The organism is Streptomyces sp. NPDC045695 (assembly GCF_056432025.1).
Map to the genome: position 1 here is coordinate 344708 of NZ_JBWKJU010000006.1, position 24865 is coordinate 369572.

Sequence of the window (24865 nt, forward strand, 5' to 3'; positions counted from 1 at the left end):
TGAGCGCCATGTTCCGCTTTCCCCGGCCCCCGCGCAGCCTCGCCGGCCAGCTCTTCGCCATGCAGGTGCTGCTGGTCGCCGTGGTCGTCGCCGGGTGCGCCGTCTTCGCGTACGCCACCGCCCGCTCCCAGGCCGAGGACGCCGCCCGGCGCCAGGCCGGAGCCGTGGCCCGCGCGGTCGCCGACTCACCGTCCGTGCGCGAGGCCGTACGGGGAGCGGCCGGCGGGAGCGACCCCTCGGCCCTGCTCCAGCCCTACGCCCAGAAGGTGCGCGAGGACTCCGGGGTGGACTTCGTGACGATCATGGCGCCCGACGGGCGGCGCTGGACCCACCCCGACCCGCGCCGGATCGGCGAGCCCTTCATGGGCAACACGGCCCCCGCCCTGCGCGGCGAGACCTTCAGCGAGACCTACACCGGAACCCTCGGACCCTCCATCCGGGTCGTCACCCCGCTGGAGGACGACGGCCGGATCGTCGGCCTCGTCAGCGCCGGGATCACCGTCCGGGCCATCAGCGACCGGCTCGGCGCGCAGCTCGCCTCCCTCGCCTGGGTGGCGGGCGGCGCCGTGGCCCTCGGCGCGGTGGCCACGTACGTCGTCAACGCCCGGCTGCGCCGCCACACTCATGGCATGAACGCGGCCGAGCTCAGCCGGATGTACGACTACCACCAGGCGGCCCTGCACGGGGTCCGGGAGGGGCTGCTCATGCTCGACGGGCAGCGCAGGATCACCCTGATCAACGATGCCGGGCGCGAACTGCTCGGCCTGCCGGCCGGGGAGATCACCGGCAGCACGGTCCCCGACCTGGGGCTGCCCGCCCCCCTCACCGGGGCCCTGCTCGCCGACCGGCCCCGGGTGGACGAGGTGCACCTGACCGCGGAGCGGGTGCTGGTCGTCAACAGCTCGCCCGTCGCGGGCGGAGGCCGCAGGGGCACCGTGGTCACCTTGCGGGACCACACGGAACTCCAGGCGCTGACCGGCGAGCTGGATCACGAGCGCGGTTTCACCCAGGCCCTGCGCTCCCAAGCCCACGAGGCGGCCAACCGGCTGCACACCGTGGTCTCCCTCATCGAGCTCGGCCGCGCGGACGAGGCGGTGGACTTCGCCACGGCCGAACTGGAACTGGCCCAGGCCCTCACCGACGAGGTGGTCACCGCGGTCGGCGAGCCGGTGCTGGCGGCGCTGCTGCTGGGCAAGGCCGCCCAGGCGCACGAGCGCGGCGTGGAGCTGGTCGTCACGGCCGACAGCCGCAGTCTGGCCGACGGGGGCGCCGGGCTGCCCCCGGCCCGCGATCTGATCACCGTCCTGGGCAACCTCATCGACAACGCGGTCGACGCCGTCACCGCCGTACCGGGCGCGCGGATCGCGGTGACCCTGCGGCCCGAGGGGCAGGAGCTGCTGCTGCGGGTCGCGGACAACGGGCCCGGACTCCCCGAGGGAGTGGACGTGTTCCGCCGGGGCTGGTCCGGCAAGGGGGAGGGCCGCGGCCTGGGCCTCGCCCTGGTCCGGCAGGTGGCGCAGCGCTACGGCGGCGCGGCCGTCGCCGCGCCGGGCCCGGGCGGCGGGGCGGAGTTCACCGTACGCCTGCCGCTCGCGACCCCGCCGGGCGCCCAGGGCGATCCCGCGGCCGATGCGCCCGTCGCGGGGGGCCCGGCATGAGCGGGGGCGACGTACGGGTCCTGGTGGTCGAGGACGATCCGGTCGCCGCCGCCGCGCACGCGCTCTACGTCGGCCGGGTGCCCGGCTTCACCGCCGTCGGCGCCGTCCACTCGCTCGCCGAGGCCACCCGGGTCCTGGAGCGGACCCGGGTCGACCTGCTGCTGCTCGACCTCGGCCTGCCCGACGGGCACGGCCTGCGCTTCGCGCGCGGGCTGCGCGCCGCGGGTCACCCCGTCGACGTGATCGTGGTGACCTCCGCGCGGGACCTGGCCGTGGTCCGCGAGAGCGTCTCCCTCGGCGTGGTCCAGTACGTCCTGAAGCCCTTCGCCTTTCCGACCTTGCGCGAACGGCTCCTGCGCTACGCGGAGTTCCGCGCGACGGCGGGAGAGGCGGCCGGCCAGGACGACGTGGACCGGGCGATGGCCGCGCTGCGCGCCCCCCGCCCGGCCGAACTCCCCAAGGGACTGAGCGCGCCGACCCTGGACCGGGTCGCCGCCCTGCTGCGGGCGGCGCCCGAGGGGCTGACCGCGGCGGGGGCGGCCGAGGCGGCCGGCATCTCCCGGATCACGGCCCGCCGCTACCTGGAGCACCTGGTGGACACGGGCCGGGCGGACCGCACCCCCCGCTACGGCCAGGTGGGCCGCCCCGAACTGCACTACCGCTGGCTGGCGGCGGCCGGCTCGGTGTCGAAGGTGTAGAACTTCCGGTGGTCCAGCAGGTCCGCCGGGGTCACGTCGTTCCACGGCCGCATGGTGTCGTTCAGGTCCACGACGTTCGGGGTGCCCGCGGCCGGCAGGTACGTGGACCGCGGGTGCCTGCGCTGCCACTCGGCCCACAGCTTGTCGACGAAGGCGTGGTGCATCCAGAACACGGGGTCGTTGGGGGAGACCCCGGAGGCCATCTGACCGCCCACCCACACGTGGACCCGGTTGTGCAGGTTGGCGCCGCGCCAGCCCTCCAGGTGGTTGCGGAAGCCGTTGGCGGAGCTGTTCCAGGGCGCCGTGTCATAGACCGGCATGTCCAGGACGGAGTCCACTTCGGCCTTGGTCGGCAGCTGGGCGACGCCGGTACCGAGCGCGCGCCTGAGGTACGCGCGCCCGTCCACCCGTACGCCTACGTTCCACTTTCCCGCGGCGTACGCGAACGGGCCGTCGAGGACCTGCCCGTCGCGGGCGCGTCCGGTGCCGCCGAGGAAATCGGGGGCCCAGAGGGAGGAGCGGGCGGTGCGGTCCGTAGTCCAGTCCCAGTAGGGGATCGAGACGCTCGCGTCCACTTTCTGCAGCGCCGCCTCGAATTCCAGCAGGAAGCGCCGGTGCCAGGGCAGGAAGGAAGGGGAGCGGTGGCCCACGCGGTCGCCCGCGTCGGTGTCGGCCATGATGAAGCCGTTGTGGGTGGTGATGAAGCGGTCGTAGGTGCCGGTGCGCTTGAGCTCCAGGAGGGCCGCGGTGAAGGCCCGCTTTTCCTCGGGAGTCAGAGCGGCCTGGTTCTTGCGGACGGTCACGCCGCACCCCCGAAGGGGACCAGGGCCGCGCCCTGGAGGTCGCGGACCGCGGCGCGGGCCAGCAGAACGGGGTCGGGGTACGTCTCGTAGTGGTTGACCACGCTGATCCAGCTGCCGTCCGCGTTGCGCATCACGTGCAGTTCGCGGTCGTCTATGCGGACGGTGGGCAGGCCGGGCGCGTGGTGGCCGCCGTGATGGCCGCCCGGGCCCGGGGTGATCTGTATGCGGCGTCCCTGGTAGACCTCGTCGACGGTGTCCGCGGGCGGGGACGTGGGCGTGGACCCGGAGGGGACCGCGGCGGCGCTGGTGGAAACGCCGTTCACGGCGGTGCTGAGGCCGAGGACGGTTAACGCACCGGCAGTCGTGCCCAACGCCTGACGGCGAGTGATCTTCTTCATGGGCTGAAGAGGTATCAGGGCGGGGGAGAGGGGCGACCGCTATCCGGACATCGGCGGATAAGTTGCCGGTAGAACAAGTTGGATGATCTTCCCGTCCGGACCGGCTCCTGAGGTCAGAACGGGAAGATCTGCGGTGCTGAGTCTACTGGGCGGTAATTCCTCCGGTCCATCGGGGGTCCTATGGGTGGGGTCACATCGCAGGGTCGGCCGGAAGGCGCGGTGGGGCGGCGGTGTCGGTCTCGTGACGGTCCAGCGGTTATGACACATATAGTCCCGATATGGCACTTCATGAGACGAAGGACGCACGCGCCGCGGATGCCGAGACGGACGTGTTCGCGTCCGCGCTGAGCGGCCAGATCCTCCCCAAGTACCGGATGCCCGAGGACCACTCACCCACCGAGGTCGTCTACGAGCTGCTCCACAACGAACTCCTCCTCGACGGCAACGCCGCCCAGAACCTCGCCACCTTCTGCACCACCTGGTCGGACGACGGCGTGCACCGCCTGATGAACGAATGCCTCGACAAGAACATGATCGACAAGGACGAGTACCCGCAGACCGCCGAGATCGAGGCCCGCTGCGTCAACATCCTGGCCGACCTGTGGAACGCCCCCGCCGAAGCCGCCGCCACCGGCTGCTCCACCACCGGCTCCAGTGAGGCCGCCATGCTCGGCGGCCTCGCCCTCAAGTGGCGCTGGCGCGAGCGCCGCCGCGCCGCGGGCCTGCCGGCCGACCGCCCCAACCTGGTCTGCGGCCCGGTCCAGGTCTGCTGGGAGAAGTTCGCCCGCTACTTCGACGTCGAGCTGCGCCAAGTCCCCCTGGAGCCCGGCGAAACCGGGCTGCGGCCCCATCAGCTCGCCGCGTACGTCGACGAGAACACCATCGGCGTCGTCGCCATCCTCGGCGTCACCTACACCTGCGACTACGAGCCCGTCGCCGAGATCGCCGCCGCGCTCGACCGGATCCAGGCCGAGCACGGCTGGGACGTCCCGCTCCACGTGGACGCGGCGAGCGGCGGATTCGTCGCGCCCTTCCTGCACCCCGACGTCGTGTGGGACTTCCGGCTGCCGCGCGTCGCCTCCGTCAACACCTCCGGCCACAAGTACGGGCTCGCGCCCCTCGGGGTCGGCTGGATCGTCTGGCGCAGCGCCGACCTGCTGCCCGCGGACCTCGTCTTCACGGTGGACTACCTGGGCGGCGACATGCCGACCTTCGCCCTCAACTTCTCCCGCCCCGGCGGAGAGGTCATCGCCCAGTACTACCTCTTCCTGCGCCTGGGCCGGGGCGGCTACCGGCGGGTCCAGCAGGCCTGCGCCGACACCGCCCAGTACCTGGCCCGCGAGATCGAACGGATCGGCCCCTTCACGCTCCTCTACGACGGCCAAGGGGCCCTGCCCGCCGTCTCCTACACGCTCACCGACCCGGCCGCCGCCGGCTTCAGCCTGTACGACCTCTCCGACCGGCTGCGCTTGCGCGGCTGGCAGGTGCCCTCGTACCGGCTGCCCGCCGACCGGGACGACACGGTCGTCCAGCGCGTCCTGGTCCGGCACGGCGTGACCCGCGACCAGATGGCCCTGCTCGCCGCCGACCTGCGCCGGGCCGTGGAGCACCTGCGGACCACGCCCCCGCCCGTACCGGCCGAGGCACCCCGGTCCGGCTTCCATCACTAGGCCGTCTCTTTCGAATCCTGTCGGCCCGGCAAGATCCGGACGGCCTCAGGGTGCCTCGTGGACGGGGATGGGTCACGGCCCGGCGCCTTCGGTCAGCGGGCGCCGAAGTTCTGCGTCCACCAGGGGCCGCCCGAGCCCGTGTGGATGCCCACGCCGATGTCCTTGAAGGAGCAGTTGAGGATGTTCGCGCGATGGCCCGGGCTCTTCATCCATGAGTCCATGACCGCCTTGGCGGTCTGCTGCCCCATCGCGATGTTCTCCCCGTACGTCGACCAGCGGTACCCGGCGGCGGTCGTCCGCTGACCGGGGTCCGCGCCGTCGGGGTTGGTGTGCGAGAAGAAGTCCCGGGCCGCCATGTCGTCGGAATGCCCCTGAGCGGCCGCACGCAACTGCGGGTCTTCCTTGAGCGGGCCGCAGCCCGCGGCCGCCCGCTCGGTGTTGACCAGGGCCACGACCTGGCCGGCGACTCCCTGCGGGGCCGGCGCCGGCGGGGGAGTGGAGGCCCGCGGGGTCGGGGAGGCGCTGGCCTTCGACGGGCTCGGGCTGGGGCTGGCCGAGGCGGACGGCGACGGTGACGCCGACGGGGAGGGCGAGGCGGACGCCGAGGGGGAGGCCGACTCCGAGGGGAGCGCGGCCGTGGACTCGGTCGCCGAGAGCGCGGCCAGCGGGGCGGCGGACGCGGCCCCTTCCTCCTTCGTGTCACCCGAGCCGGGCAGGGCGCCCAGGTACACCAGCCCGCCGCTCGCGACACAGGCGGCGAGCACCGCGCCGCCGACCACCCGGCGGCGGCCGCGCCGGCGCTTGCGCAGGGCGCCCCGGCCACCACCCACCTGCCCGACCGGGGTGAGCTGGGTCGCCGCGTCGGCGAAGTCGCCCTCCGAGCCGGCGGCGACGGCCGCGCCCGCGGGGGTGAAACCGACCGCCACGGCGGACCGTACGCCGGCCAGCAGCGCCGCCGAGACCGGTACCAGGGCCAGACCGGCCAGCAGTCCCTCCGCCGGAACCAGTCCGCTCCACAGACCGGAGCACCGTATGCATTCGCGCGCGTGCCGGGCTATTCGCTTGCGCCACAGCGCGGACGGCTGCCCGTCCCAGCCCGCCAGTACGCCCCGCAGCTCCTCGCAGCCCGGCTGGGTGTCCAGGGCGCGCTCCACCACCCGTGCCGACTCCAGCTGCGCCTTCATCCGCTGCACCCGCACCGCCGTGTGCTGGGGAGACAGCTCCAGTGCGGTCGCCACCTCGGCCCGGGTCAGCTCCCCGGCGCATTCCAGCCACCACAGCGACAGCAACGCCCGGTCCTCCGGCTCCAGCCAGCGGGTCGCGCGGGCCGTCTCGCGCCGCTGTCCCGCGAGCTGGAGCCGTACGACGGTCAGGTCGACGAAGTCGGCGCCCGGGTCGGCGACGTCCCCGGCCGCCTCCAGCGTGCTCTCGCCGAAACCGCTCTGGCGGGCCTGCCAGTGCGCCCGTACCCGGTTCATCGCGATGGCCACCAGCCACGACCGGAAGCTCTCGTCCGTCCGCAGGCTCCCCAGCCCGTCGAGCGCCCGCAGCATCGTGTCCTGCACCACGTCGTCCACGTCGCAGGAGCCGCCCAGGGCGCGCCCGACGATGTTGTAGACGAGCGGGAGATGGGTGCTGACCAGCTCGTCCTGCGCGCGGGGGTCGCCCGCGCGGGCCGCTGCCACCAGCGCTGCCGTGTGCTGAGTGCTCATGTGATGTTCCCTGTCCGTATCGGCGGTCGATGATGCCCGATACCTGGGAGACCGTCGACGGGTGCCCCGATAACACTTATCAGGAAATAGTTTTCGCAGGACTTTTTCGCAAGCTGACTCCGCCGACCGGGCGGACGTCCATGTAGGTGATGGTCTCCGTTGTGTGCCAGGGCGAGATGGACCGTCTGGCCGGTGGTCTGCCGGAGTTCGCCGAGGACCTGGCCGATGCTCGCCGGTTCCCCGGCGGTGACCAGCGCGCAGAGCCCGCGCAGCCGCGGGCCGCGGCCGCCTCGTCCGTCGATACCAGGGCTGGCAGCTGTGTTGACACGCGAACTCCCGGCCTGTGTAGGGTCTAGACCACATCGTTCCGCATGGCGATACCCGTTCCACTACGTGGAACCACGGGAGGGTTCTTTGTCCTGCCACCCGTACGACGTGATGGCCGCCCAGCGCCTCCTGCCCGTGCTCCGTCACCCCGACGCCGACGAGGCCGTCCGCCATACCACCGCCCTGCTCGCCGCGGGCTGCCGGGCGGTGGAACTGACCACCTCCACGCCGGGCTGGGCCGACGCCCTCGCCCGTACGCTCCCGCTGCGCGACGCGCACGGCCGCCGCGCGGTCGTCGGCGTCGGCACGGTCACCACCAGCGCGCAGGCCGAGACCGCCCTGGACGCGGGCGCCGCGTTCCTGATCTCCCCGTATCCCGCCCCCGAGGTCCGCGAGGTCGCCGAGCGCCGCGAAGCCGTCTTCATCGAGGGCGGCTTCACCCCCGGCGAGATCGCCTCCGCCGTACGGGCGGCCGGCGGAGCCAAGGTCTTCCCGGCCCACGTGGGCGGTCCCGGCTTCATCCGCTCCCTCAGGGCCGTCCTGCCCGAGGCGGTGCTCATCCCGACCGGCGGGATCCGGCCCGCCGAGGTCCCCGGGTGGCTCGCCGCCGGTGCGACCGCCGTCGGCATAGGGAGTGGACTGCCCGGTCAGCCCGGGGAGTTGGCCGCCTTGTTCGCCGCACTGGCGGAACCGGTGGGGCCGCTCGGACCGGCCGGACGGGCTGGACTGTGCTGCGACGGCTGCTGCGCGAGGTCCCCGCGGTGACCGCCTACGACGTCCTCGTGCTCGGCGAGGTCCTCGTCGAGATCCACGCGGACGCCGCCCTGAGCGCGGCCGCCGCCGGCACCCCGGCCCGTATCTCGTACTCCGGGGACGCCCTCAACGCGGCGGCCGCCGCGGCCGCGGCCGGGGCGCGGACCGCCCTGCTCACCGTCGTGGGTGACGACGAGCTGAGCGTTCCGCTGCTGCGGCGGGCCGCCGAGCTCGGCGTGGACGTCTCCCACGTCCGCCGGGCCCCGCACCCCAACGGCGCCTACCTGCTCTGCGCCGACACCGACGGCGAGCGCGAGTTCGTCTACTGGCGCGCCCGCAGCGCCGGTTCCACCCTCGCGCCCCGGCACATCGAGTCCTGGCGCCCGCTGCTGACCCGGTGCCGGGCCCTGATCACCAGCGGCGTCACCGGCGCCCTGTCGCCGAGCAGCCGCGATGCCGTACTGGCCGCCGCGCACCTCGTGCACGGGGCGGGCGGGTACCTCACGTACGACCCCAACTTCCGCCCCCGGCTGACCGGCCGACCCGAGGCCCGGGACCTGCTGGCGCGCATCGCCCCGCTGACCGGGCTGCTCAAGACCTCCTGCCCGGCCGACGCCCGGGCCCTGGTGGACACCGACGACCCGCGCACCGCCGCGGCCCGCCTGCGCGCCCTGGGCGCCCGTACGGTCGTGGTCACCGCGGGCGCCGGCCGGCTCCTGCTCGACGACGGCTCGCGGCAGGCCTTCCACCCCGTCCCCGTGAACCCGGCGCCGGTCGACGCGACCGGCGCGGGCGACTGCCTCACCGGTACCGCCACCGCCCGCCTCGCCCTCGGCGACACCCTCGCGGACGCCGTCGCCTACGGGACGGCCGCCGCCTGCCTCTCGATCTCGGGGCGCGGCGGCACCGGCCACGTCCCCGACTTCACGCAGACGGCCGCCCTGGCCGCCCGGACCACGCTCGCAGGGCGCTCAGGGGAGCGGCCTCCCGGGGCCTGCGGAAGTCGGCTCCCCGCCGGATTCCCGTCGCCGCCCGACGCTTAGGGTGAGGCGGTGGATGTGGATCAACTCATCGGTTGATCAGGGAATCGGGGGGAGACCGATGAACAGCGCGACCGAGGTGTTCCAGCCTCTGCTGGCGGAGGACCCGCCGACCGTGGCCGGATATCGCCTCGCGGCTCGGCTCGGCGCCGGTGGCATGGGCCGGGTCTACCTGTCGCACACCCGGGGCGGCCGCCCTGTGGCGATCAAGGTCGTGCGCCCGGAGCTGGCCGAGGACCCGGCGTTCCGACGGCGGTTCCGCCGGGAGGTGGAGGCGGCCCGCCGGGTCAAGGGGGCGTACACCGCCGAGCTGATCGACGCCGAGGCGGACGGCACCCCGCCGTGGCTGGCCACCCTGTACGTGCCCGGCCCCTCGCTGTCCGAGGCCGTCGCCCGCCGGGGACCGCTGCCGGTTGCCGCCGTGCTGTGGCTGATGGCGGGGGTGGCCGAGGCGCTCCAGGCCATCCACGGCGCGGGCATCGTGCACCGGGACCTGAAGCCGTCGAACGTGCTCCTGGCCGCGGACGGTCCGCGGGTCATCGACTTCGGGATCTCGCTCGCGTCCGGCGTCACCGCGGCCACCGGGACGGGCAACGCCATCGGGACGCCGCAGTACATGGCGCCCGAACAGGCGTCGTCGGGCGAGGTCACGGCGGCCACCGACGTCTTCACGCTGGGCCAGACGGCGGCGTTCGCGGCGACGGGCGAGGCGCTGTACGGAGGCGGCCCCCAGCTGAGCGTCATGTTCCGGATCGTGCACTCCCAGCCCGACCTGTCCCGCCTCCCGGACCAGCTGCGTCCCGTGATCGCCCGGTGCCTGGCCGCCGATCCGAAGGACCGGGCCACCCCGGCGGAGATCGTGGCGTGGTGCCGGCAGCGGCTCGGGGCGGACGCCGACGCGGGCGGCGGCCCGGCCGTCTGGCGCGAGTTGATGGGGCCGGAGGTGGAGGTCCCGGCTCCGGTTCCGGATCCCACCTCGGTGCACACGACGCCGCTGCTCCGGCGGTGGCGGCCCGCACCGACCCCGGCCGCACCGGGGGAACGGCGGGCCCGCAGGCGGCGCGCCGCGCTGATCACCGCTGCGGCGGTGGCGACGTCGGCCCTGGTACTGACCGGTTTGACCTGGGCCTACATGGACGACATGGGCAGGCTGCTGCGCGCCCGGAACGGGTCCCCGGCGGCGCACAAGACTCCCTCGGGATCGGCGTCGGGACCGGCCGCGGGGACGGCATCGGGTTCGGCGGCGTCAGCTACCGGCGGCGGGACGGCCGGAGCCGCCGGAGCGGCGTCGGGCCCGCCCGAGGAGTCGAAGCCGCCCGCGCCCGTCCCGTACGCCGGGGTGCGCCTGGACGCCCAGAACTCGGTCGGCGTCAAGGAACAGGCTCAGCGCCAGGACCGCTCGGGGGACATCCGGCTGAACTGCGAGAGGACCGGCTGCGATCTGGAGAGCGACTCCAGCGTGATCACCATGCTGTTCCCCGATCAGCACGGCTCCCTGGAGGTGTGCCGGGCCGCCCTCACGGACGTCGACACGCGCGAGTTCGGGCTGGCCGGGGCGACGAACGGCAGCGCGTTCTGCATCAAGCACCCGTCGGGCGACATCGCGCTGTTCGTGATCCAGAACAAGTCGCTGGTGCAGTTGAAGAACTGGCCCCAGTGGGTGACCGCGGACATGACGGTCTGGCGCGCGTCCTGACGGCCGCGGTCCGCCCTCAGGGCAGGCTCCACTGGCCCACGTCGTCCGCGAAGCCGCCGTTCAGGGCGAACTGGACCGCGGCCGGGCCGGCGTCCTTCGGCAGCCGGAAGGTCACGAAGCCTTCCGCCGCGCCGCCCGGCCGGAGCGTGAGGGTGTCGGGGAAGTGCGGCCCGGCGGTCGTGGGGAGGTTGAGCCCGGTGAACCGCTGCCCGGTGGCGTCGAGCAGATGCGCGGAGGCCGCGGGGGAGTCCTCGTAGTCGGCCGTCCCGGTGTTCTCCAGGTGGAACCGCACGGCGACGAGCCGGTCGGAACCGTCGGGCTCGGGGGTGGAGGAGCGCGCGGGGGCAGCCGGGTCGACCACCTGCGTGAGCGTGACGTCGAGGCGCTGTCCGGGCCCGTCGCCCGTGAGGGAGACCGTCTCCCCGGATCCGCCGGGGGCCGCGGCCAGCAGCGCGGGGACCAGGAGGGCGGGGGCCAGCAGCGCGACCGCCGCGAAGGCGCTCCGCGAGCGGCCCGGTGCTCGGCTGCGGCGCATGGCGGACCTCCCGATCCACGGCTACCCTGCCCACGATCCTCCGTGACCCCGGCTCCCGCCACCCGCGCATCCGCGGACTCCCTTGCCGCCGCCCGCACCGTCTCGGCGTTCTGGCAGACTGGGGCGCGTTACCCAGGCGGTGCAGGACAGGAAACCGGTGCGATTCCGGTGCGGTCCCGCCACTGTGACCGGACGTCCCCCCGCGGGAGATCCGGGAGTCAGACACTGACGCACCGCCTCTGCTCGTTCTTCACGTCGACCAGGGGACGCGGATCCCCCGGAGAGGCTTTCGCCATGTCGCGCACCCGCGCCCTTTGCCGCGCCTTCGTTCCCGTCGTACTCCTCATACCCCTGGCCGCGTGCGGCAGTTCCCCGGACGTGCGGGAGCACGGGGCCGCCGCGGAGTCCGCCGCCGCGCCCGGTTTCCCGTACACCCTCACCAACTGCGGCGTGAGCAGCACTTATCAGGCCCCGCCCCAGCGCGCCGTCACCATGAACCAGCACTCCACCGAGCTGCTGCTCGCCCTCGGGCTGGGCGAGCGGATCGTCGGCTCCGCCTATCTCGACGACGCCGTGCTGCCGCTCTACCGGCCCGCCTACGACAAGATCAAGGTGCTGGCCAGGGAATACCCCTCCAAGGAGGTCCTGTTCGGCGCCGACCCCGACTTCGTGTACGGCGGATACGCCAGCGCCTTCGACAAGGCGCAGGGCCGCGACCGCGAGGCGCTCGCGAAGGCGGGCATCAACTCCCGGCTGAACGTGGAGTACTGCTCCGCGGGGCGGGTCGGCTTCGACCAGCTCAAGACCGAGATCACCGAGGTCGCCCGCACCTTCGGCGTGCCCGAGCGCGGTGCCCGGCTCGTCGAGGACGGGCAGCGCCGCATCGACGCCGTGACCGCCCGGGTCAAGGACGCGCCCCGGCCGTCCGTCTTCGTCTACGACTCGGGCGAGACCTCCGCCTCCACCTCGGGGGGCAACGGCATCGGCAATGAGATCGTCTCCCTCGCGGGCGGCACGAACGTCTTCGCGGACCTCGACGACACCTTCGGTGACGTGTCGTGGGAGAAGGTCATCGAGCGGGCACCCGAGGTCGTCCTCATCTACGACTACGGCGGCACCACCGTCGAAGCCAAGAAGCAGCGCCTGTTGAACGACCCGGCCCTCGCCGGGGTTCCCGCCGTCAAGAACCGGCGGTTCGTCGTCCTGCCGCTCTCCTCCGCCGTCCTGGGCGTGCGCGTCGCCGACGCCGTCGAGTCCCTGGGCCGCCAGCTCCACCCCGATGCCCCGTGAGGCTCCGTACCGCCACGGTCCTCCTCGTACTCGTCTGCGCGCTCGCCGCGTCCGCCGTCGCGGGTCTGGCGCTGGGGCCCGTACGGATCGCCCCGGGCCGGGTGTGCGACATCGTCCTCGGCGCTCTGTCCGGCGAGCGGCGCACCGGAGCCTTCGCCTCCATCGTGTGGGACGTCCGGATGCCGCGCGTGCTCCTGGGGGCCGTGGTCGGGGCGGGGCTCGCGGTGTCGGGCACCGTGCTGCAGGCGCTCGTACGCAACCAGCTCGCGGACCCCTTCCTGCTCGGCGCCTCCTCCGGCGCCTCGGCGGGAGCCGTCCTCGTGATCGTCTTCGGCGCCGGAGCAGGAGCCGGGGCGGGGGCTGCGTCCGCCGGATTCGCCGGCGGGGTGGGCGTGCCGCTCGCCGCCTTCGCCGGTTCGATGGGCGCGCTCGTCGCCGTCTACGCGATGGCCCGCCGAGGCGCGACCTTCACCACCGGCCGGCTGATCCTGGCCGGAGTCGCCGTCCAGTACGTCCTGTCCGCCCTCACCAGCCTCGTCCTGGTGCTCGCCGCGCACCCCGACCAGATCCGCTCCGTCCTCTTCTGGACCCTCGGCGGCCTCGGAGGGGCCCGCTGGGACGAACTGGCGCTGCCCGCCACGGCCCTGCTCGTCGGCACCGTACTGCTCGTCGCCCTCGCCCGGCCGCTCGACCTGCTCCTCGCCGGGGAGGAGGGCGCGCACACCCTGGGCCTGGACACCGGACGGTTCCGCGCCGCCGTCTTCGTGCTCACTTCCCTGGTCATCGGCGTGCTCGTCGCCTACAGCGGCGCGATCGGGTTCGTCGGGCTGATGGTCCCGCACGCCGCGCGGATGGTCGTCGGCGCCGGACACCGGGCGCTCCTGCCGGTGGCCGCGCTGGTCGGGGCCGTGTTCCTGCTCCTGGCCGACCTGCTCGCCCGTACGGCCGCCGCCCCCGAGGAGATTCCGGTCGGCGTGGTCACCGCGCTCGTCGGCGGGCCGTTCTTCCTGTGGATGCTGCGCCGCTCCAGCCGGACCGAGGGGGTCACCGGATGACCGGGACATCAGCGAGACCGGTGGAACTCGCCGTGCGGGCCGTGCGGTACGAGATCGACGGGCACACCCTGCTGCACGGCGTCGACCTCACCGCCCGGCCCGGCGAGACGGTGGGCGTGGTCGGCCCCAACGGCAGCGGCAAGACCACCCTGCTGCGCTGCGTCTACGGCATCCTGCGGCCCACCGCCGGCCGGATCCTGCTGGACGGCGCCGACGCGGCCGCGCTCACGGTCAAGGAGCGGGCGCGGCGCGTGGCGGTCGTACCGCAGGACGCCGGCGGCACCTTCGGGCTGACCGTCCGCGAGGTCGTCGCCATGGGGCGCAGCCCGCACAAACGGTTCTGGATGCAGGACGGCCCCGACGACGTACGCCGCGTCGCCGCGGCACTGGAGACCGTGGGCGCGGCCCCCTTCGCCGCCCGCCGCTTCGACGAGCTCTCCGGCGGCGAGCGCCAACGCGCCCTGGTGGCCCGCGCCCTCGTCCAGGACCCCGGCCTGCTCGCCCTGGACGAACCGACCAACCACCTGGACATCCGCTACCAGCTGGAGCTCCTGGGCCTGGTCCGCGCCCTGCCCGCCACCAGCCTGCTCGTCCTGCACGACCTCAACCTCGCCGCCGCCTTCTGCGACAGGCTGTACGTCCTGACGGGCGGCCGGGTCGCCGCCTCGGGACCGCCCCGGGAGGTCCTCACGGAGGACCTGCTGGCCGAGGTGTACGGGGTGCGCACCCGCATCGGGGTCCACCCGGACACGGGCGCGCCGAACATCGTCTACGGGTAGCGGCACGGGCGGGTGATCAGCTCCACCCCGGGGCCTCACGAACTCCCGTACACGGCGCGGACGTTGTCCTGCGCCGGGTGGGTCCGGCCCGCCGGTCCCGCCGCGAACACCCGCAGCAGGTTCTCCGTCACCCGCGTGGTCAGGGCCCCGGCCCGTGCGTCCATCCCGTGGTGGGCGCCGCCGGCGCCGTCGCCGGTGGCGTCCAGGGCCTCCACCCACCGCATCGTGCCGGTCGCGAACACCCCAGCCCCGCTCGGCGCCGTGTAGTACGCCGTGTCCTGGTGGCTGGGACGGCCCTCGCACACCACGGGGGAGTGGGCCAGGATCTCGATCGGCCGGGGTGTCGGAAAACCGGTGTCGACCTTGTCGTACTCCACCCCGACCAGGTGCGCGAAGCGGTCGCCGGCCCGCGCGCCGGTGCCTTCGAACAGCCAGTGGCCCGGGTGGGTCACCACGTAGGGGGCGTCCACCGGATAGCCGTCGTAGATCACGCCGAGCAGCGAGCTCTCCGGGTCCGCACCGGGCGCCGATCGGAAGTCCACGGTCGCCGGATGGCCCCGCTTGAACCCCGGATCCTGCGCGTAGGAGGACTTGTAGCAGACCAGCGTGCGGTCCGGCCCCAGGTCGGAGGGCTCCAGCCGGATCCGCCGGTAGCAGCAGTTCGCGCCGAGGATCGCGAGGTTGGTCCCGGCGTCGCGCGCGGCCGTGACGTGGGCCCGCTGCTCCGGCGACCAGTACTCGTCGTGGCCGAGCGAGAGCACGGCCGCCGCCCCCTCCAGCAGCCGCTTCTCCCGGGCCACGTCGGTGGTGGTCGCGTAGGCCAGGGGTATGCCGAGCCGCTCGGCGAGGGCGAGCAGCGGGGCCTCGTACGTCAGGAACAGGCCCGCGCCGTCGTCGTACTCGTAGGGCCGGTCGAAGCTCACGGACAGGGAGCGCGAGGCGTAGCCGCCGCTGGGGCCGTCGTAGCTGCCGTAGCCTCCCCACCGGTTGTAGGCCTGCCAGGTGGCCACCGCGTTGACCACGACGGTACGTCCGGCCGTGGCGGCCGACCGGACGGTGACGGGCACGAAGCGCTGGCCCTCGCCGCCCTGCGCGTCGAGCCGCAGCAGGTAGCAGCCCTCCGGCCAGTCCTTGGTCTCGACCGTGGTGGTACGGGTCCACCGCGTGCGCACCGTCCGGGTGGCGGGGTCCACCGTGTGCTCCGGCTGGCGGGCCCCGGGCAGCGCCTCGGAACGCCACACCAGCCGGGCCCGGGCGCCGCCGTACCAGCCCATCCGGTAGGCGGAGACGGTGAACCGCGGGGCGGTGGTCGACACGTGCAGCCCGAAGGACTCGCCCGGAAGGACGCTGACCTTGTCCGCGAAGCCCTCGATGGCGCGCGCCGGACCGGCCTTGGTCACCGGCCAGTCGCCATGGCCGGGGCGCGCGTTCTCGGCCGTGACGTCGAAGCCGTGGCCGGCCGCCGCCGAGGGCTCGCCGCCGGGCTTCGCGGACCCGTCGGCCCGCTCCCCGCCCTTCCCGCCCTGCCCGTCCGCGCCGCCGTCCCCGCCCGCGCAGCCGGCCACGGCTCCGATTCCGGCAGCCGTGGCCGCCCCCGTCGCGAGGGCGAGGAAGCGCCGCCTGGCCGCGCCCGTGCCCGGGCCCTCGTCGCCCCCGGCCGCCCCGGCCATGTGCTCCTGATCCATGCAGGGCACGCTATGTCACGCTTGGGCCATGACTGTCACCGCCCTGGCATGATGATGGGGACTGTGGGAGCCGCCCGTGAGATACGCCTTCTCCACGCTCGGCCTGCCGGGCGCGCCGCTCGACCGCGCCGCCGCCCTCGCGGCGTCCCACGGGTTCGAGGGCATCGAGCTGCGGGCCCACCCCGAGGAACCCCTGCACCCCGGCAGCCCGGCCGGCGCACGCGCCGCCGCACTGCGGACCCTCACCGCCGCGGGCGTCGCCGTCCTCGCGGTCGCGGGCTACGCGAGGGTGGCGGCTCCCGGCGCCGACGAACCGGTCCTCGCCGAACTGCGCGCGCTGGTCCGGCTCGCCGCCGATCTCCAGGCCCCCTGCGTACGGGTCTTCCCGGGCGGCGGGGACCTGCCGCAGGAGGCCGCCGACGGCAATGCCGTGCGCCGGCTGCTGGCCGCCGCACCCTTCGCCGAGCGCCACGGCGTGCGGATCCTGCTGGAGACCCACGACTCCCACCGCACGGCGGCCGCGACCGCCCGGGTGCTCGACGCGGTCGCGCATCCGTCCGTCGGCGCGCTGTGGGACGTGCTGCACACCTGGCTGGGCGGTGAGCCCCCCGCCGCTTCCCGACGCGCCCTGGCCGCGCACCTGGGCTACGTACAGGTCAAGGACGTGCGGTCCGCGCACGACCTCACCCCTGTCCAGCTCGGCGCCGGAGCGCTGCCCCTGGCCGAGGCGGTGGCCACGGCGGCGCCCGACGGCTGGCTCTGCTGGGAGTACGAGAAGCGCTGGTACCCGGACGCCGCCGAACTGCCGGGGCAACTCGCCGCAGGCCGGGCGTACTTGGAGAGCCTGCCGGCTCGACCGGCGATGACCGGTCATTGACGGCGCGGACGGCACGTTCATATATTCGGCGGCGTCCCGCACACCACGGCAGCTCGACGTCTCCCGGGAGTCCGCGCATGCTCACGCAGGACCAGGACGGATTCCGGCGGGCAGGACGCCCCCACCGCATCGTCTCCGGGGCCCTGCACTACTTCCGGGTCCACCCCGACCTCTGGGAGGACCGGCTGCGGCGCCTGCGCGCCCTCGGCGCGAACACCGTGGACACCTACGTCCCCTGGAACTTCCACGAGACCTCCCCCGGCAAGGCCGACTTCACCGGCTGGCGCGACCTCCGCCGCTTCCTGCGCACCGCCCAGCACCTCGGCCTCGACGCCATCGTGCGCCCCGGCCCCTACATCTGCGCCGAATGGGACTTCGGCGGCCTGCCCGCCCGCCTCCTCGCCGTCGACGGGCTCCACCTGCGGTGCTCCGACCCGCGCTTCGAGGCCGAGGTGGACGGCTGGTACGACCTGGTCGTCCCCGAACTGCTGCCGCTGCTCGCGAGCCGGGGCGGGCCCGTGGTCGCCGTGCAGATCGAGAACGAGTACGGCTCGTACGGCAACGACACCCGCTACCGCGCCCACTTGGAGCGGGCCCTCGTCGAACGGGGCGTGGACTGCCTGCTGTTCACCGCCGACGGTCCCGAGGACGCCATGCTCCAGGGCGGCAGGGTCCCCGGCCGGCTCGCCACCGCCACCTTCGGTGCCCGGCCCGCCGAACGCCTCGCCGCCCTGCGCCGCTACGAGCGGACCGGCCCCCTCACCGCGATGGAGTTCTGGATCGGCTGGTTCGACCACTGGGGCGAGGAGCACCACGTCCGCGTCGCGCAGGACACGGCCGAGGCGCTCGACGAACTCCTCGCCACCGGCGCCTCCGTCAACCTCTACATGGCCCACGGCGGCACCAACTTCGGCTTCTGGGCCGGCGCCAACCACACCGGCTCCCACCCGGGGGACCCCGGCTACCAGCCCACCGTCACCAGCTACGACTACGACGCGCCCATCGGCGAGGCCGGTGAACTCACCCCTAAGTTCCACGCGTTGCGCGAGGTCATCGGCCGGTACGTGCCCCTGCCCGACGGGCCGCTCCCCGAGCCGCCGCCCCGGATCACCCCCGCCCTCGCCACTCCCGCGGGCACCAGCGCGCTGCTGGACGCCCTCGACCTGCTCGGCGGCCCGCCCCTGCTGCGCGCGGCCCCGGAGTCCATGGAGCGGCTCGGACAGAGCCACGGCCTGATCCACTACCGCACCACCATCACCGGCCCGCGGCCGGCCGTGCCCGTCAGGATCGACGGCCTCGGCGACCGCGCGTACCTCTTCGCCGACGGAGAGCCGCTCGGCGCCTTGGACCGCAACGCCCCCGACACGGGGATCGACCTGGCGGTCGGCGGGACGGGCGTGGTCCTCGACGTACTCGTCCGGGCTCAGGGACGGGTCAACTACGGACCGCTCCTCGACGACCGCAAGGGCATCTGGCGCGGCGTACGCCACGGCCACCAGCATCTGTTCGAGTGGGAGATCCGGCCGCTGCCGCTCACGGACCTGAGCGGGCTCGACTGGTCCGGGGCCGGCGAGGACACCGGGCCCGCCCCAGCCCCGCCGACCGGAAAGCCCGCCTTCCACCGCTTCACCCACGCGCCCGGGCAGGGCCCGGCCGACGCCTTCCTCGACGTCTCGGGCTGGGGGACCGGCCTGATCTGGCTGAACGGCTTCCTCCTCGGCCACTACGACACCCCGCGCGGCCCCCAGCGCACCCTCTACGCCCCCGGACCCCTGTGGCAGGACGGCGAGAACGAGATCATCGTCCTCGAACTGGAGCACCCCGGCACCGAACTCCCACTGCGCGACCGGCCCGACCTCGGCCGCACCGCGGTCGTGAACCCGGACTGAGGCCCGGCTGGGAGCACCTCCGCCGAGCAGGTGCCGTTCCCGGCCGCGCGCGTCCGGGGCGCAGCGCCGCTGCTCAGGCCCACGCGTCCTCGTCGTTCCAGTCGGGGGCCGTCGCCGTACCGGTGAGCCAGTCCCGGCGCAGGATCGCGTATCCGACCGCGTCGTGCACCGCTCCGCCGGCCGCCGGCCATCCGTCCCGGTAGTGCGCCTCTTTGACGTACCCGCACCGCCGAAAGGTGCGGCGCATCGCCACGTTGTCCTGGCGTGTGGTGCCCTCGATACGCCGGATCAGAGGGAACTCGGTGAACAGGTACCCCGTCAGCCAGTTCAGGGCCCGGGAGCCGACGCCCAGACCCCGGTACGGGGAACCGATCCGCAGGTCGAACACCGGTGTGTCGTCACCCAGGTCCATCAGGCGGATCAGTCCCAGCGCGTCGTCACCCCTGGTGATCCAGAACGCCCTGTTCCCCTCGCCGCAGTAGCGGCCGTCCGCAACCCACCGCCGCGCCTGATCCGGTTCGACGACGGCCGCGCCGTGGAACGGCCAACTGTCTCCGGTCAGGAAGTCGACGAGGTCATCGGCCTCGGAGGGGACGAAACGCCGGTAGGTGATCTCCACGCCCGCACTCTAGGGACTAAGGAGGACGCCCCCCATCGATTTACGACACGATGTCCTTACGGGAGAACCCCCTGAACGCCAGGGCGAACAGGACCAGCGCGTATGACACCGACACCACCACCCCCTTGACCATCCCGCCCCACTCCAGCTGCGGCTGCAACGCGTCCGCCCACGCGAACTGCCAGTGCGCCGGCAGGAACTCCCGCCAGGAGCCGAGCGCCGTCACCGCGTCCAGCACGTTGCCGACGATCGTCAGCCCGACCGCCCCTCCCACCGCCCCCAGCGGCGCGTCCGTCCGCGTGGACAGCCAGAAGGCGAGGCCCGCCGTCACCAGCTGCGACACGAAGACGAAGGCCACCGCCAGCGCCAGGCGCGGCACGATGTCCGCGGTCGCCAGCACCCCGCCCGTCGGAAGCTTCAGCGGCCCCCATCCGTACGCGGCCGTGCCCACCGCCAGCGCCACCACCGGCAGCAGCACCATCGCCGCCAGACTGAAGCCCAGCGCCACCACCAGCTTGCTCCACAGCAGCCGCGCCCGCGGCACCGGCGAGGCCAGCAGGTAGCGCAGCGAGGACCAGCTGGCCTCCGACGCCACCGTGTCCCCGCAGAACAGCGCCACCGGCACCACCAGCAGGAAGCCGGCCGAAACGAACAGGCAGGTCACGGCGAAGTTCGCGCCCGAGGCCGTGGCCGAGTCGACGAGGGTGATCCGGCCGTTCCCGCCGCTGCGGCTGCCCGGACCGCCCCCCACGGCGAACGCGAACACCAGGACGAAGGGCAGCGCGGCCAGCACCCCGCCCATCACCAGCGTCCGCCGCCGGCGCCACTGCCGCAGGGCCTCCACCCGCAGGGGAAGCGTACGGCCGGCCCGGTAGCCCGGAGCCACCTCTTGCACCGCGGTCATGCCGGACCTCCGATCAGGGCGAGGAACGCGTCCTCCAGCCGCCGGTGCGGCCCCACTCCGGTCACCGGCACCTCCAGCCGTACGAGTTCGGCGATCAGCCACGCGGCCGTCGCCCCTTCCAGCCGTACGAGCAGCCCGTCATCGGTGGCCGCCACCGAGGCCACTCCCTCCAGCGCCGTCACCTTCTCCAGGCCCGCCCCGTCCACCGGCTCCGCCAGCGTCACCAGCAGGGTGTCCCCGCCACCGGTGATCTCGGCGACCTCACCCGCCGCCACCCGCTGCCCGCGGTCCATCACCACCAGGTGCGTACAGGACTGTTCCACCTCCGACAGCAGGTGGCTGGAGACGATGACCGTCCGCCCGCCCGCCGCGTAGCGGATCATCACGTCCCGCATCTCCCGGATCTGCGGCGGGTCCAGACCGTTCGTCGGCTCGTCGAGGATCAGCAGGTCCGGCATCCCGAGCATCGCCTGCGCGATCGCGAGCCGCTGGCGCATGCCCTGCGAGTACGTGCGCACCGCCCGCTCCAGCGCGTCGCCGAGCCCGGCGATCTCCAGGGCCTCGGCCATGTGCGAGTCCTCGGCCGGGCGGCCGGTGGCCTGCCAGTACAGCTCCAGGTTCGCCCGGCCCGTCAGGTGCGGCAGGAAGCCCGCGCCCTCCACGAAGGCCCCGACCCGCGACAGCACCGGCGCTCCGGCGCGCACCGCGTGCCCGAACACCCTGATCTCCCCGGCGTCCGGCGAGATCAGGCCCATCAGCATCCGCAGGGTGGTGGTCTTGCCGGCTCCGTTGGGCCCGAGCAGCCCGAGCACCTGCCCCTTCTCCACCCGGAACGACAAGTCCCGCACGGCGTAGCGGTCCTGCGCCTTCGCGTACCGCTTCGTCAGCCCCGTGATCTCCAGCGGTACGTCCGACAGCGCGGCCTGCGGCTGCGGTACGCCGGCCCGCGCGCCCCCGGTCCCCGCGCCGCCCCGCCCGGTCCGCCGGACGCCGAGCAGCGCCGCGGCCAGCGCCACCGCGCCCAGCGGCAGCCACCAGGTCCAGGCGGGCAGGCCCGCCGCGGCGGTCCGTACCCCGGCCGCGACGGGCACGGCCAGGGGACCCTCCACCGCGACGGTGTAGGTGGCCGGTGCGGCCGGGGTCGCGTAGCCGAGATCGGTGGCGGCGACCACCAGCCGCAGCCAGTGCCCGGCCGGGGCGGAGTGGTCGATCGCGGGCAGCCTCAGCTCCACGCGCACACCCTGCTGCGCGTTCTCCACCCGCACCGGGGCCACGAGCTGGTTGGGCAGCACCTGCTGCTGCCCGTCGGGCCCCACGTCGTACACCTTGCCGAACAGCACGGCCGAACCGTCCGCAGCCGTCGACCTCACGTTCAGGGTGACGGTCGGGGTCCCGGTGATCCGTAGGTCCTCGGCCAGCGGCGCCGACTGGAAGCCGGCGTTCTGCCCGGGGAAGTCCAGCGAGAGGCCCGCTCCGAACGCGGCGAGCTGCCCGCCGACGCCGGGCAGCGAGGACAGCGCGGGCGGCGCGCCGCCCGCCGGATTGGCGAAGCTCTGCTCCCCTCCCGCGAGGGCGAACTCCCGCGGCCCCGCCGTGAGCCCGGGGTACTCATCGCCGCTCGCGCCGCGCAGCTTCACCTCGCCGTCCGTGGAGTCGATGCCGCCGGAGCGCGAGACCCGGAACGCCGGGCCGGTGTCCGCGCCGCCGTCGCCCTTGAGGTGGCGGTCGAACCAGGCCGTCACCCGGGCCTCGACCCGGTCCGCCTCGCGCATGCCGCCGTCGTGGCCGCCGGCCGCCCAGTCCACGGACACGGGCGCGCCGTTGGCCGCGATGGCCCTGGCCATCGCATCGGCCTGGTCCAGCGGGAAGAGCGAGTCGCCTTGGCCCTGCACGATGAGGGCCGGGACCTTGATCTTGCCGCCGATGGCCGAAGGACTGCGCTGTTCCAGCAGCGCGACGGCCTCGGGGTCGGGCTTCCCGGCCACCGCGACGCGTTCGTACATCGCGCAGAGCTCGGGCTCGAACCGCCCGCAGCCGGGGGCGGCGGGCGGCTCCTGCCGGGGGGCCGGCCGGGCCTGCTGCCCCATTCCGCCGGAGGAGCCGGTGGTGAAGAAGATGCCGGACCACAGCTTCTTGAACACGCCGTTCGGGAAGAGGGAGTCCGCGAGGTTCCAGTAGGTGATCTGCGGGGCGATCGCGTCCACGCGCCGGTCGTGGCCGGCGGCGAGCAGCGCGGCCGCCCCACCGTAGGAGGCCCCGGTCACGCCGACGCGCGGATCGCCGGCCGCGTCGAGCTGCACCTCGGGGCGGGTCGCCAGCCAGTCGATGAGCCGGGAGACGTCCTTGATCTCGTGTTCGGGGTCGTTCAGGCCGATCCGGCCGCCGGAGGCGCCGAAACCGCGCGCCGACCACGTCAGGACGGCGTATCCGTCGCGGGCCAGCTCCTCGGCCTGCTCGCGGACGTCGGTCTTGCTGCCGCCGAAGCCGTGCCCGAGGAGCACAGCGGGTCGTTTCTTCCCGTCGCCGGTGACGCCGCCGGTGAAGTACGAGGTGTCGATGCCGACGTCGGGCATGTCGATCACGCGGTCCTCGCGGTGCACGGGCCGTGCATCGCCGCCGACGGCCGCGGCCGTCCACGTACCGGCTCCCGCGACGACGGCGAGCGCGGCGGCGCCCGCGAGGAGGCGGTCTCGGCGGCGCCGGGGCATTCGGATCTTCATACGGGGAACCCTAGACGCCCGGAGGGGCATGTCCCGCCCTTCTGCAGGCGTACACCGCCGTCCGTGTGTACCGCGGTCGCGGTACGAGCGCCGACCTGCGCCGCGCGCGGGTCGGCGGGAGGATGGCCCCATGCTGCTGGCCGAGGTCGTGCGCGTGTCCCGCGAGATCGCCGGTACTTCCGCCCGGTCCCGCAAGACCGCCCTGCTCGCGGAGCTCTTCGCCGCCGCGCCCCCCGAGGAGGCCGGCCTGGTCGTCTCCTACCTCGCCGGACGCCTCCCGCAGGGCCGCCCGGGCGTCGGCTGGCGCGCCCTCGGCCAGGAGACCGAACCGGCCCGGGAACCCACCCTGACCGTCCGCGCGGTCGACGCGGCCGTGACCGAGCTCGCCGCCGTGGCCGGCCCCGGCTCCGCGGCCCGGCGGCGCCGCGTCCTCGACGCCCTGCTGGGCGCGGCCACCGAGCCCGAGCAGGCGTTCCTGCGCCGCCTGCTGTCCGGCGAGGTGCGCCAGGGCGCGCTCGACGCGGTGGCCCTGGAGGGCGTGGCCGCCGCGGCCGGAGTCCCGGCCGCGCAGCTGCGCCGGGCGGTGATGCTGGACGGCTCGCTGCTGCGGGTCGCGGCGGCGGTGCTCGCCGAAGGGGCGGCGGCGCTGGGCTCCGTCGCCCTGCGCGTCGGGCAGCCCGTGCAGCCGATGCTGGCGGCCACCGCCTCCTCCGTCGCCGAGGCCCTCGCCACCGTCGGGCCGTGCGCGGTGGAGGAGAAGCTCGACGGGATCCGGGTACAGGTCCACCGCGACGGCGACGGCGTACGGGTCTTCACGCGCTCCCTGGACGAGATCACCCAGCGGCTGCCGGAAGTGACGGAACTGGCCCGGTCGCTGCCGGGGGAGCGGTTCATCCTCGACGGCGAGGTCATCGGCCGGACGGCGGACGGCCGCCCCGTCCCCTTCCAGGAGATCGCGAGCCGCGTCGGCTCCCGGCTGGACGTCGAGACCGCCCGGCGGACGCTGCCGGTCGTCCCCTACTTCTTCGACATCCTGGCCTCGGGCGACGCGGTCCTCCTCGACCGCCCGGTCCGCGAGCGGTACGAGGCCCTCGCCGCGCTCGTGCCCGAGAGCGCCCGGGTCCGCCGCCTCGCGGTGGAGGACCCGCAGGCGCAGGCGGCCCTCGCCGAGGAGTTCTGGGCCGAGACCCTGCGCCGCGGCCACGAGGGAGTCATGGTGAAGGGGCTCGACTCGCCCTACGCCGCCGGACGGCGCGGCAAACACTGGCTGAAGGTCAAGCCGGTGCACACCTTGGACCTGGTGGTCCTCGCCGCCGAATGGGGCCACGGGCGGCGCACCGGACTGCTGTCGAACCTGCACCTCGGGGCGCGGGCCGCGGACGGTACGTACGCCATGCTCGGCAAGACCTTCAAGGGACTCACCGACGAGATGCTGCGCTGGCAGACGGGGGCGCTGCGCGCGCTCGCCACCTCGGACGACGGCTTCACCGTACGCGTGCGGCCCGAACTGGTGGTGGAGATCGCCTACGACGGCCTCCAGCGCTCCCCGCGCTACCCGGCCGGGGTGGCCCTGCGCTTCGCACGCGTGCTCAGGCACCGCCCGGACAAGAGCGCGGAGGAGGCCGACACCGTCGAGACGGTCCTCGGGGGCGGAAACGAGGGCTAGCTTGATCTTTAACCCTTGCGGCGTGGGCGAGGAGTCGTGGACTTCTTCGCTTTCGGTTTCGCGGTGTCTTGTTTGCGGACTGTGTGCACGT

The 24865-nt window shown here is 74.1% G+C and carries 20 protein-coding genes and 1 riboswitch; of the genes, 12 read left to right on the forward strand and 8 right to left on the reverse strand.

Annotated features, from left to right (window positions below; all coding sequences use genetic code 11):
- Nucleotides 1–59 precede the first annotated feature (59 nt).
- Together AC07DU_RS14310 and AC07DU_RS14315 are read left to right on the forward strand one after the other, a co-directional pair.
- Nucleotides 60–1658: a sensor histidine kinase gene (locus tag AC07DU_RS14310; protein WP_479111610.1), complete on the forward strand. Its 1599-nt coding sequence runs from the start codon at nucleotides 60–62 to the stop codon at nucleotides 1656–1658.
- Nucleotides 1655–2356, forward strand: a complete 702-nt coding sequence (locus AC07DU_RS14315) for a response regulator (protein ID WP_479038343.1) — start codon at nucleotides 1655–1657, stop codon at nucleotides 2354–2356. Before AC07DU_RS14310 ends, AC07DU_RS14315 begins: the two co-directional genes overlap by 4 nt.
- Here the strand turns inward: AC07DU_RS14315 and melC2 are convergent.
- Nucleotides 2314–3159, reverse strand: coding sequence for a tyrosinase MelC2 (gene melC2 / locus AC07DU_RS14320; RefSeq protein ID WP_479111575.1), 846 nt, complete (start codon nucleotides 3157–3159; stop codon nucleotides 2314–2316). The two genes, AC07DU_RS14315 and melC2, sit on opposite strands and share 43 nt — an antisense overlap.
- Entirely contained in the window at nucleotides 3156–3557 is a 402-nt protein-coding gene (gene melC1 / locus AC07DU_RS14325) for an apotyrosinase chaperone MelC1 (RefSeq protein ID WP_479111577.1), read from the reverse strand. The genes melC2 and melC1 overlap by 4 nt, the downstream gene beginning before the upstream one ends.
- A 278-nt stretch (nucleotides 3558–3835) precedes the next feature.
- Here melC1 and gad point away from each other — a divergent pair, with 278 nt between their 5' ends.
- Nucleotides 3836–5227, forward strand: a complete 1392-nt coding sequence (gene gad / locus AC07DU_RS14330; RefSeq protein WP_479111579.1) for a glutamate decarboxylase — start codon at nucleotides 3836–3838, stop codon at nucleotides 5225–5227.
- A gap of 92 nt (nucleotides 5228–5319) precedes the next feature.
- Here gad and AC07DU_RS14335 read toward each other — a convergent pair whose 3' ends face one another.
- Entirely contained in the window at nucleotides 5320–6939 is a 1620-nt protein-coding gene (locus AC07DU_RS14335) for a sigma-70 family RNA polymerase sigma factor (protein WP_360905046.1), read from the reverse strand.
- Nucleotides 6940–7353: 414 nt separating this feature from the next.
- Here AC07DU_RS14335 and AC07DU_RS14340 point away from each other — a divergent pair, with 414 nt between their 5' ends.
- From AC07DU_RS14340 to AC07DU_RS14350, 3 genes are read left to right on the forward strand one after another with little or no spacing between them, the layout of a single operon-like run.
- Entirely contained in the window at nucleotides 7354–8031 is a 678-nt protein-coding gene (locus AC07DU_RS14340) for a bifunctional 4-hydroxy-2-oxoglutarate aldolase/2-dehydro-3-deoxy-phosphogluconate aldolase (protein WP_479038333.1), read from the forward strand.
- Nucleotides 7995–9062 (forward strand): PfkB family carbohydrate kinase, encoded by a 1068-nt coding sequence (locus AC07DU_RS14345; RefSeq protein WP_479111581.1) that lies wholly within the window; start codon nucleotides 7995–7997, stop codon nucleotides 9060–9062. The genes AC07DU_RS14340 and AC07DU_RS14345 overlap by 37 nt, the downstream gene beginning before the upstream one ends.
- Nucleotides 9063–9120: 58 nt before the next feature.
- Nucleotides 9121–10755 carry a serine/threonine-protein kinase gene (locus tag AC07DU_RS14350; protein WP_479111583.1) on the forward strand — a complete coding sequence of 545 codons (1635 nt, stop codon included), beginning with the start codon at nucleotides 9121–9123 and terminating at the stop codon, nucleotides 10753–10755.
- 16 nt (nucleotides 10756–10771) lie between these two features.
- Here AC07DU_RS14350 and AC07DU_RS14355 read toward each other — a convergent pair whose 3' ends face one another.
- Nucleotides 10772–11290 carry a DUF4352 domain-containing protein gene (locus AC07DU_RS14355; protein WP_479038324.1) on the reverse strand — a complete coding sequence of 173 codons (519 nt, stop codon included), beginning with the start codon at nucleotides 11288–11290 and terminating at the stop codon, nucleotides 10772–10774.
- 108 nt (nucleotides 11291–11398) lie between these two features.
- Nucleotides 11399–11538: riboswitch (cobalamin riboswitch) on the forward strand.
- Between the two features lie 46 nt (nucleotides 11539–11584).
- Here AC07DU_RS14355 and AC07DU_RS14360 point away from each other — a divergent pair.
- The 3 genes from AC07DU_RS14360 to AC07DU_RS14370 are packed head-to-tail and all read left to right on the forward strand — an operon-like array spanning nucleotide 11585 to nucleotide 14414.
- Entirely contained in the window at nucleotides 11585–12580 is a 996-nt protein-coding gene (locus AC07DU_RS14360; protein ID WP_479111585.1) for an ABC transporter substrate-binding protein, read from the forward strand.
- Nucleotides 12577–13635, forward strand: coding sequence for a FecCD family ABC transporter permease (locus AC07DU_RS14365; RefSeq protein WP_479111587.1), 1059 nt, complete (start codon nucleotides 12577–12579; stop codon nucleotides 13633–13635). Before AC07DU_RS14360 ends, AC07DU_RS14365 begins: the two co-directional genes overlap by 4 nt.
- Nucleotides 13632–14414, forward strand: a complete 783-nt coding sequence (locus AC07DU_RS14370) for an ABC transporter ATP-binding protein (RefSeq protein WP_479111589.1) — start codon at nucleotides 13632–13634, stop codon at nucleotides 14412–14414. Before AC07DU_RS14365 ends, AC07DU_RS14370 begins: the two co-directional genes overlap by 4 nt.
- Before the next feature lie 35 nt (nucleotides 14415–14449).
- On the opposite strand, the gene AC07DU_RS14375 is transcribed toward AC07DU_RS14370, so the two are convergent.
- Nucleotides 14450–16099, reverse strand: coding sequence for a N,N-dimethylformamidase beta subunit family domain-containing protein (locus AC07DU_RS14375; RefSeq protein WP_479111591.1), 1650 nt, complete (start codon nucleotides 16097–16099; stop codon nucleotides 14450–14452).
- A 76-nt stretch (nucleotides 16100–16175) separates the two neighbouring features.
- Here AC07DU_RS14375 and AC07DU_RS14380 point away from each other — a divergent pair, with 76 nt between their 5' ends.
- Both AC07DU_RS14380 and AC07DU_RS14385 read left to right on the forward strand, forming a co-directional pair.
- Nucleotides 16176–16976 (forward strand): sugar phosphate isomerase/epimerase family protein, encoded by an 801-nt coding sequence (locus AC07DU_RS14380; protein WP_479111593.1) that lies wholly within the window; start codon nucleotides 16176–16178, stop codon nucleotides 16974–16976.
- A gap of 77 nt (nucleotides 16977–17053) precedes the next feature.
- On the forward strand, nucleotides 17054–18865 hold the full coding sequence (locus AC07DU_RS14385) for a glycoside hydrolase family 35 protein (protein ID WP_479111595.1): 1812 nt from the start codon (nucleotides 17054–17056) through the stop codon (nucleotides 18863–18865).
- Nucleotides 18866–18938: 73 nt separating this feature from the next.
- Here the strand turns inward: AC07DU_RS14385 and AC07DU_RS14390 are convergent, their stop codons facing one another.
- Genes AC07DU_RS14390 through AC07DU_RS14400 form a run of 3 tightly spaced genes read right to left on the reverse strand, consistent with a single transcriptional unit; the run spans nucleotide 18939 to nucleotide 23108 of the window.
- Nucleotides 18939–19484 carry a GNAT family N-acetyltransferase gene (locus AC07DU_RS14390; protein WP_479038305.1) on the reverse strand — a complete coding sequence of 182 codons (546 nt, stop codon included), beginning with the start codon at nucleotides 19482–19484 and terminating at the stop codon, nucleotides 18939–18941.
- A 40-nt stretch (nucleotides 19485–19524) separates the two neighbouring features.
- The gene (locus AC07DU_RS14395) at nucleotides 19525–20388 is read right to left on the reverse strand and encodes an ABC transporter permease (protein ID WP_360905213.1); all 864 of its coding nucleotides are present in this window, start codon (nucleotides 20386–20388) and stop codon (nucleotides 19525–19527) included.
- Nucleotides 20385–23108, reverse strand: a complete 2724-nt coding sequence (locus tag AC07DU_RS14400; protein WP_479111597.1) for an alpha/beta fold hydrolase — start codon at nucleotides 23106–23108, stop codon at nucleotides 20385–20387. Before AC07DU_RS14400 ends, AC07DU_RS14395 begins: the two co-directional genes overlap by 4 nt.
- Nucleotides 23109–23238: 130 nt before the next feature.
- On the opposite strand from AC07DU_RS14400, the gene AC07DU_RS14405 reads away from it, so the two are divergent.
- A complete protein-coding gene (locus tag AC07DU_RS14405) occupies nucleotides 23239–24774 on the forward strand; it encodes an ATP-dependent DNA ligase (RefSeq protein WP_479111599.1) in 1536 nt (511 codons plus the stop codon).
- Nucleotides 24775–24865: the final 91 nt, after the last annotated feature.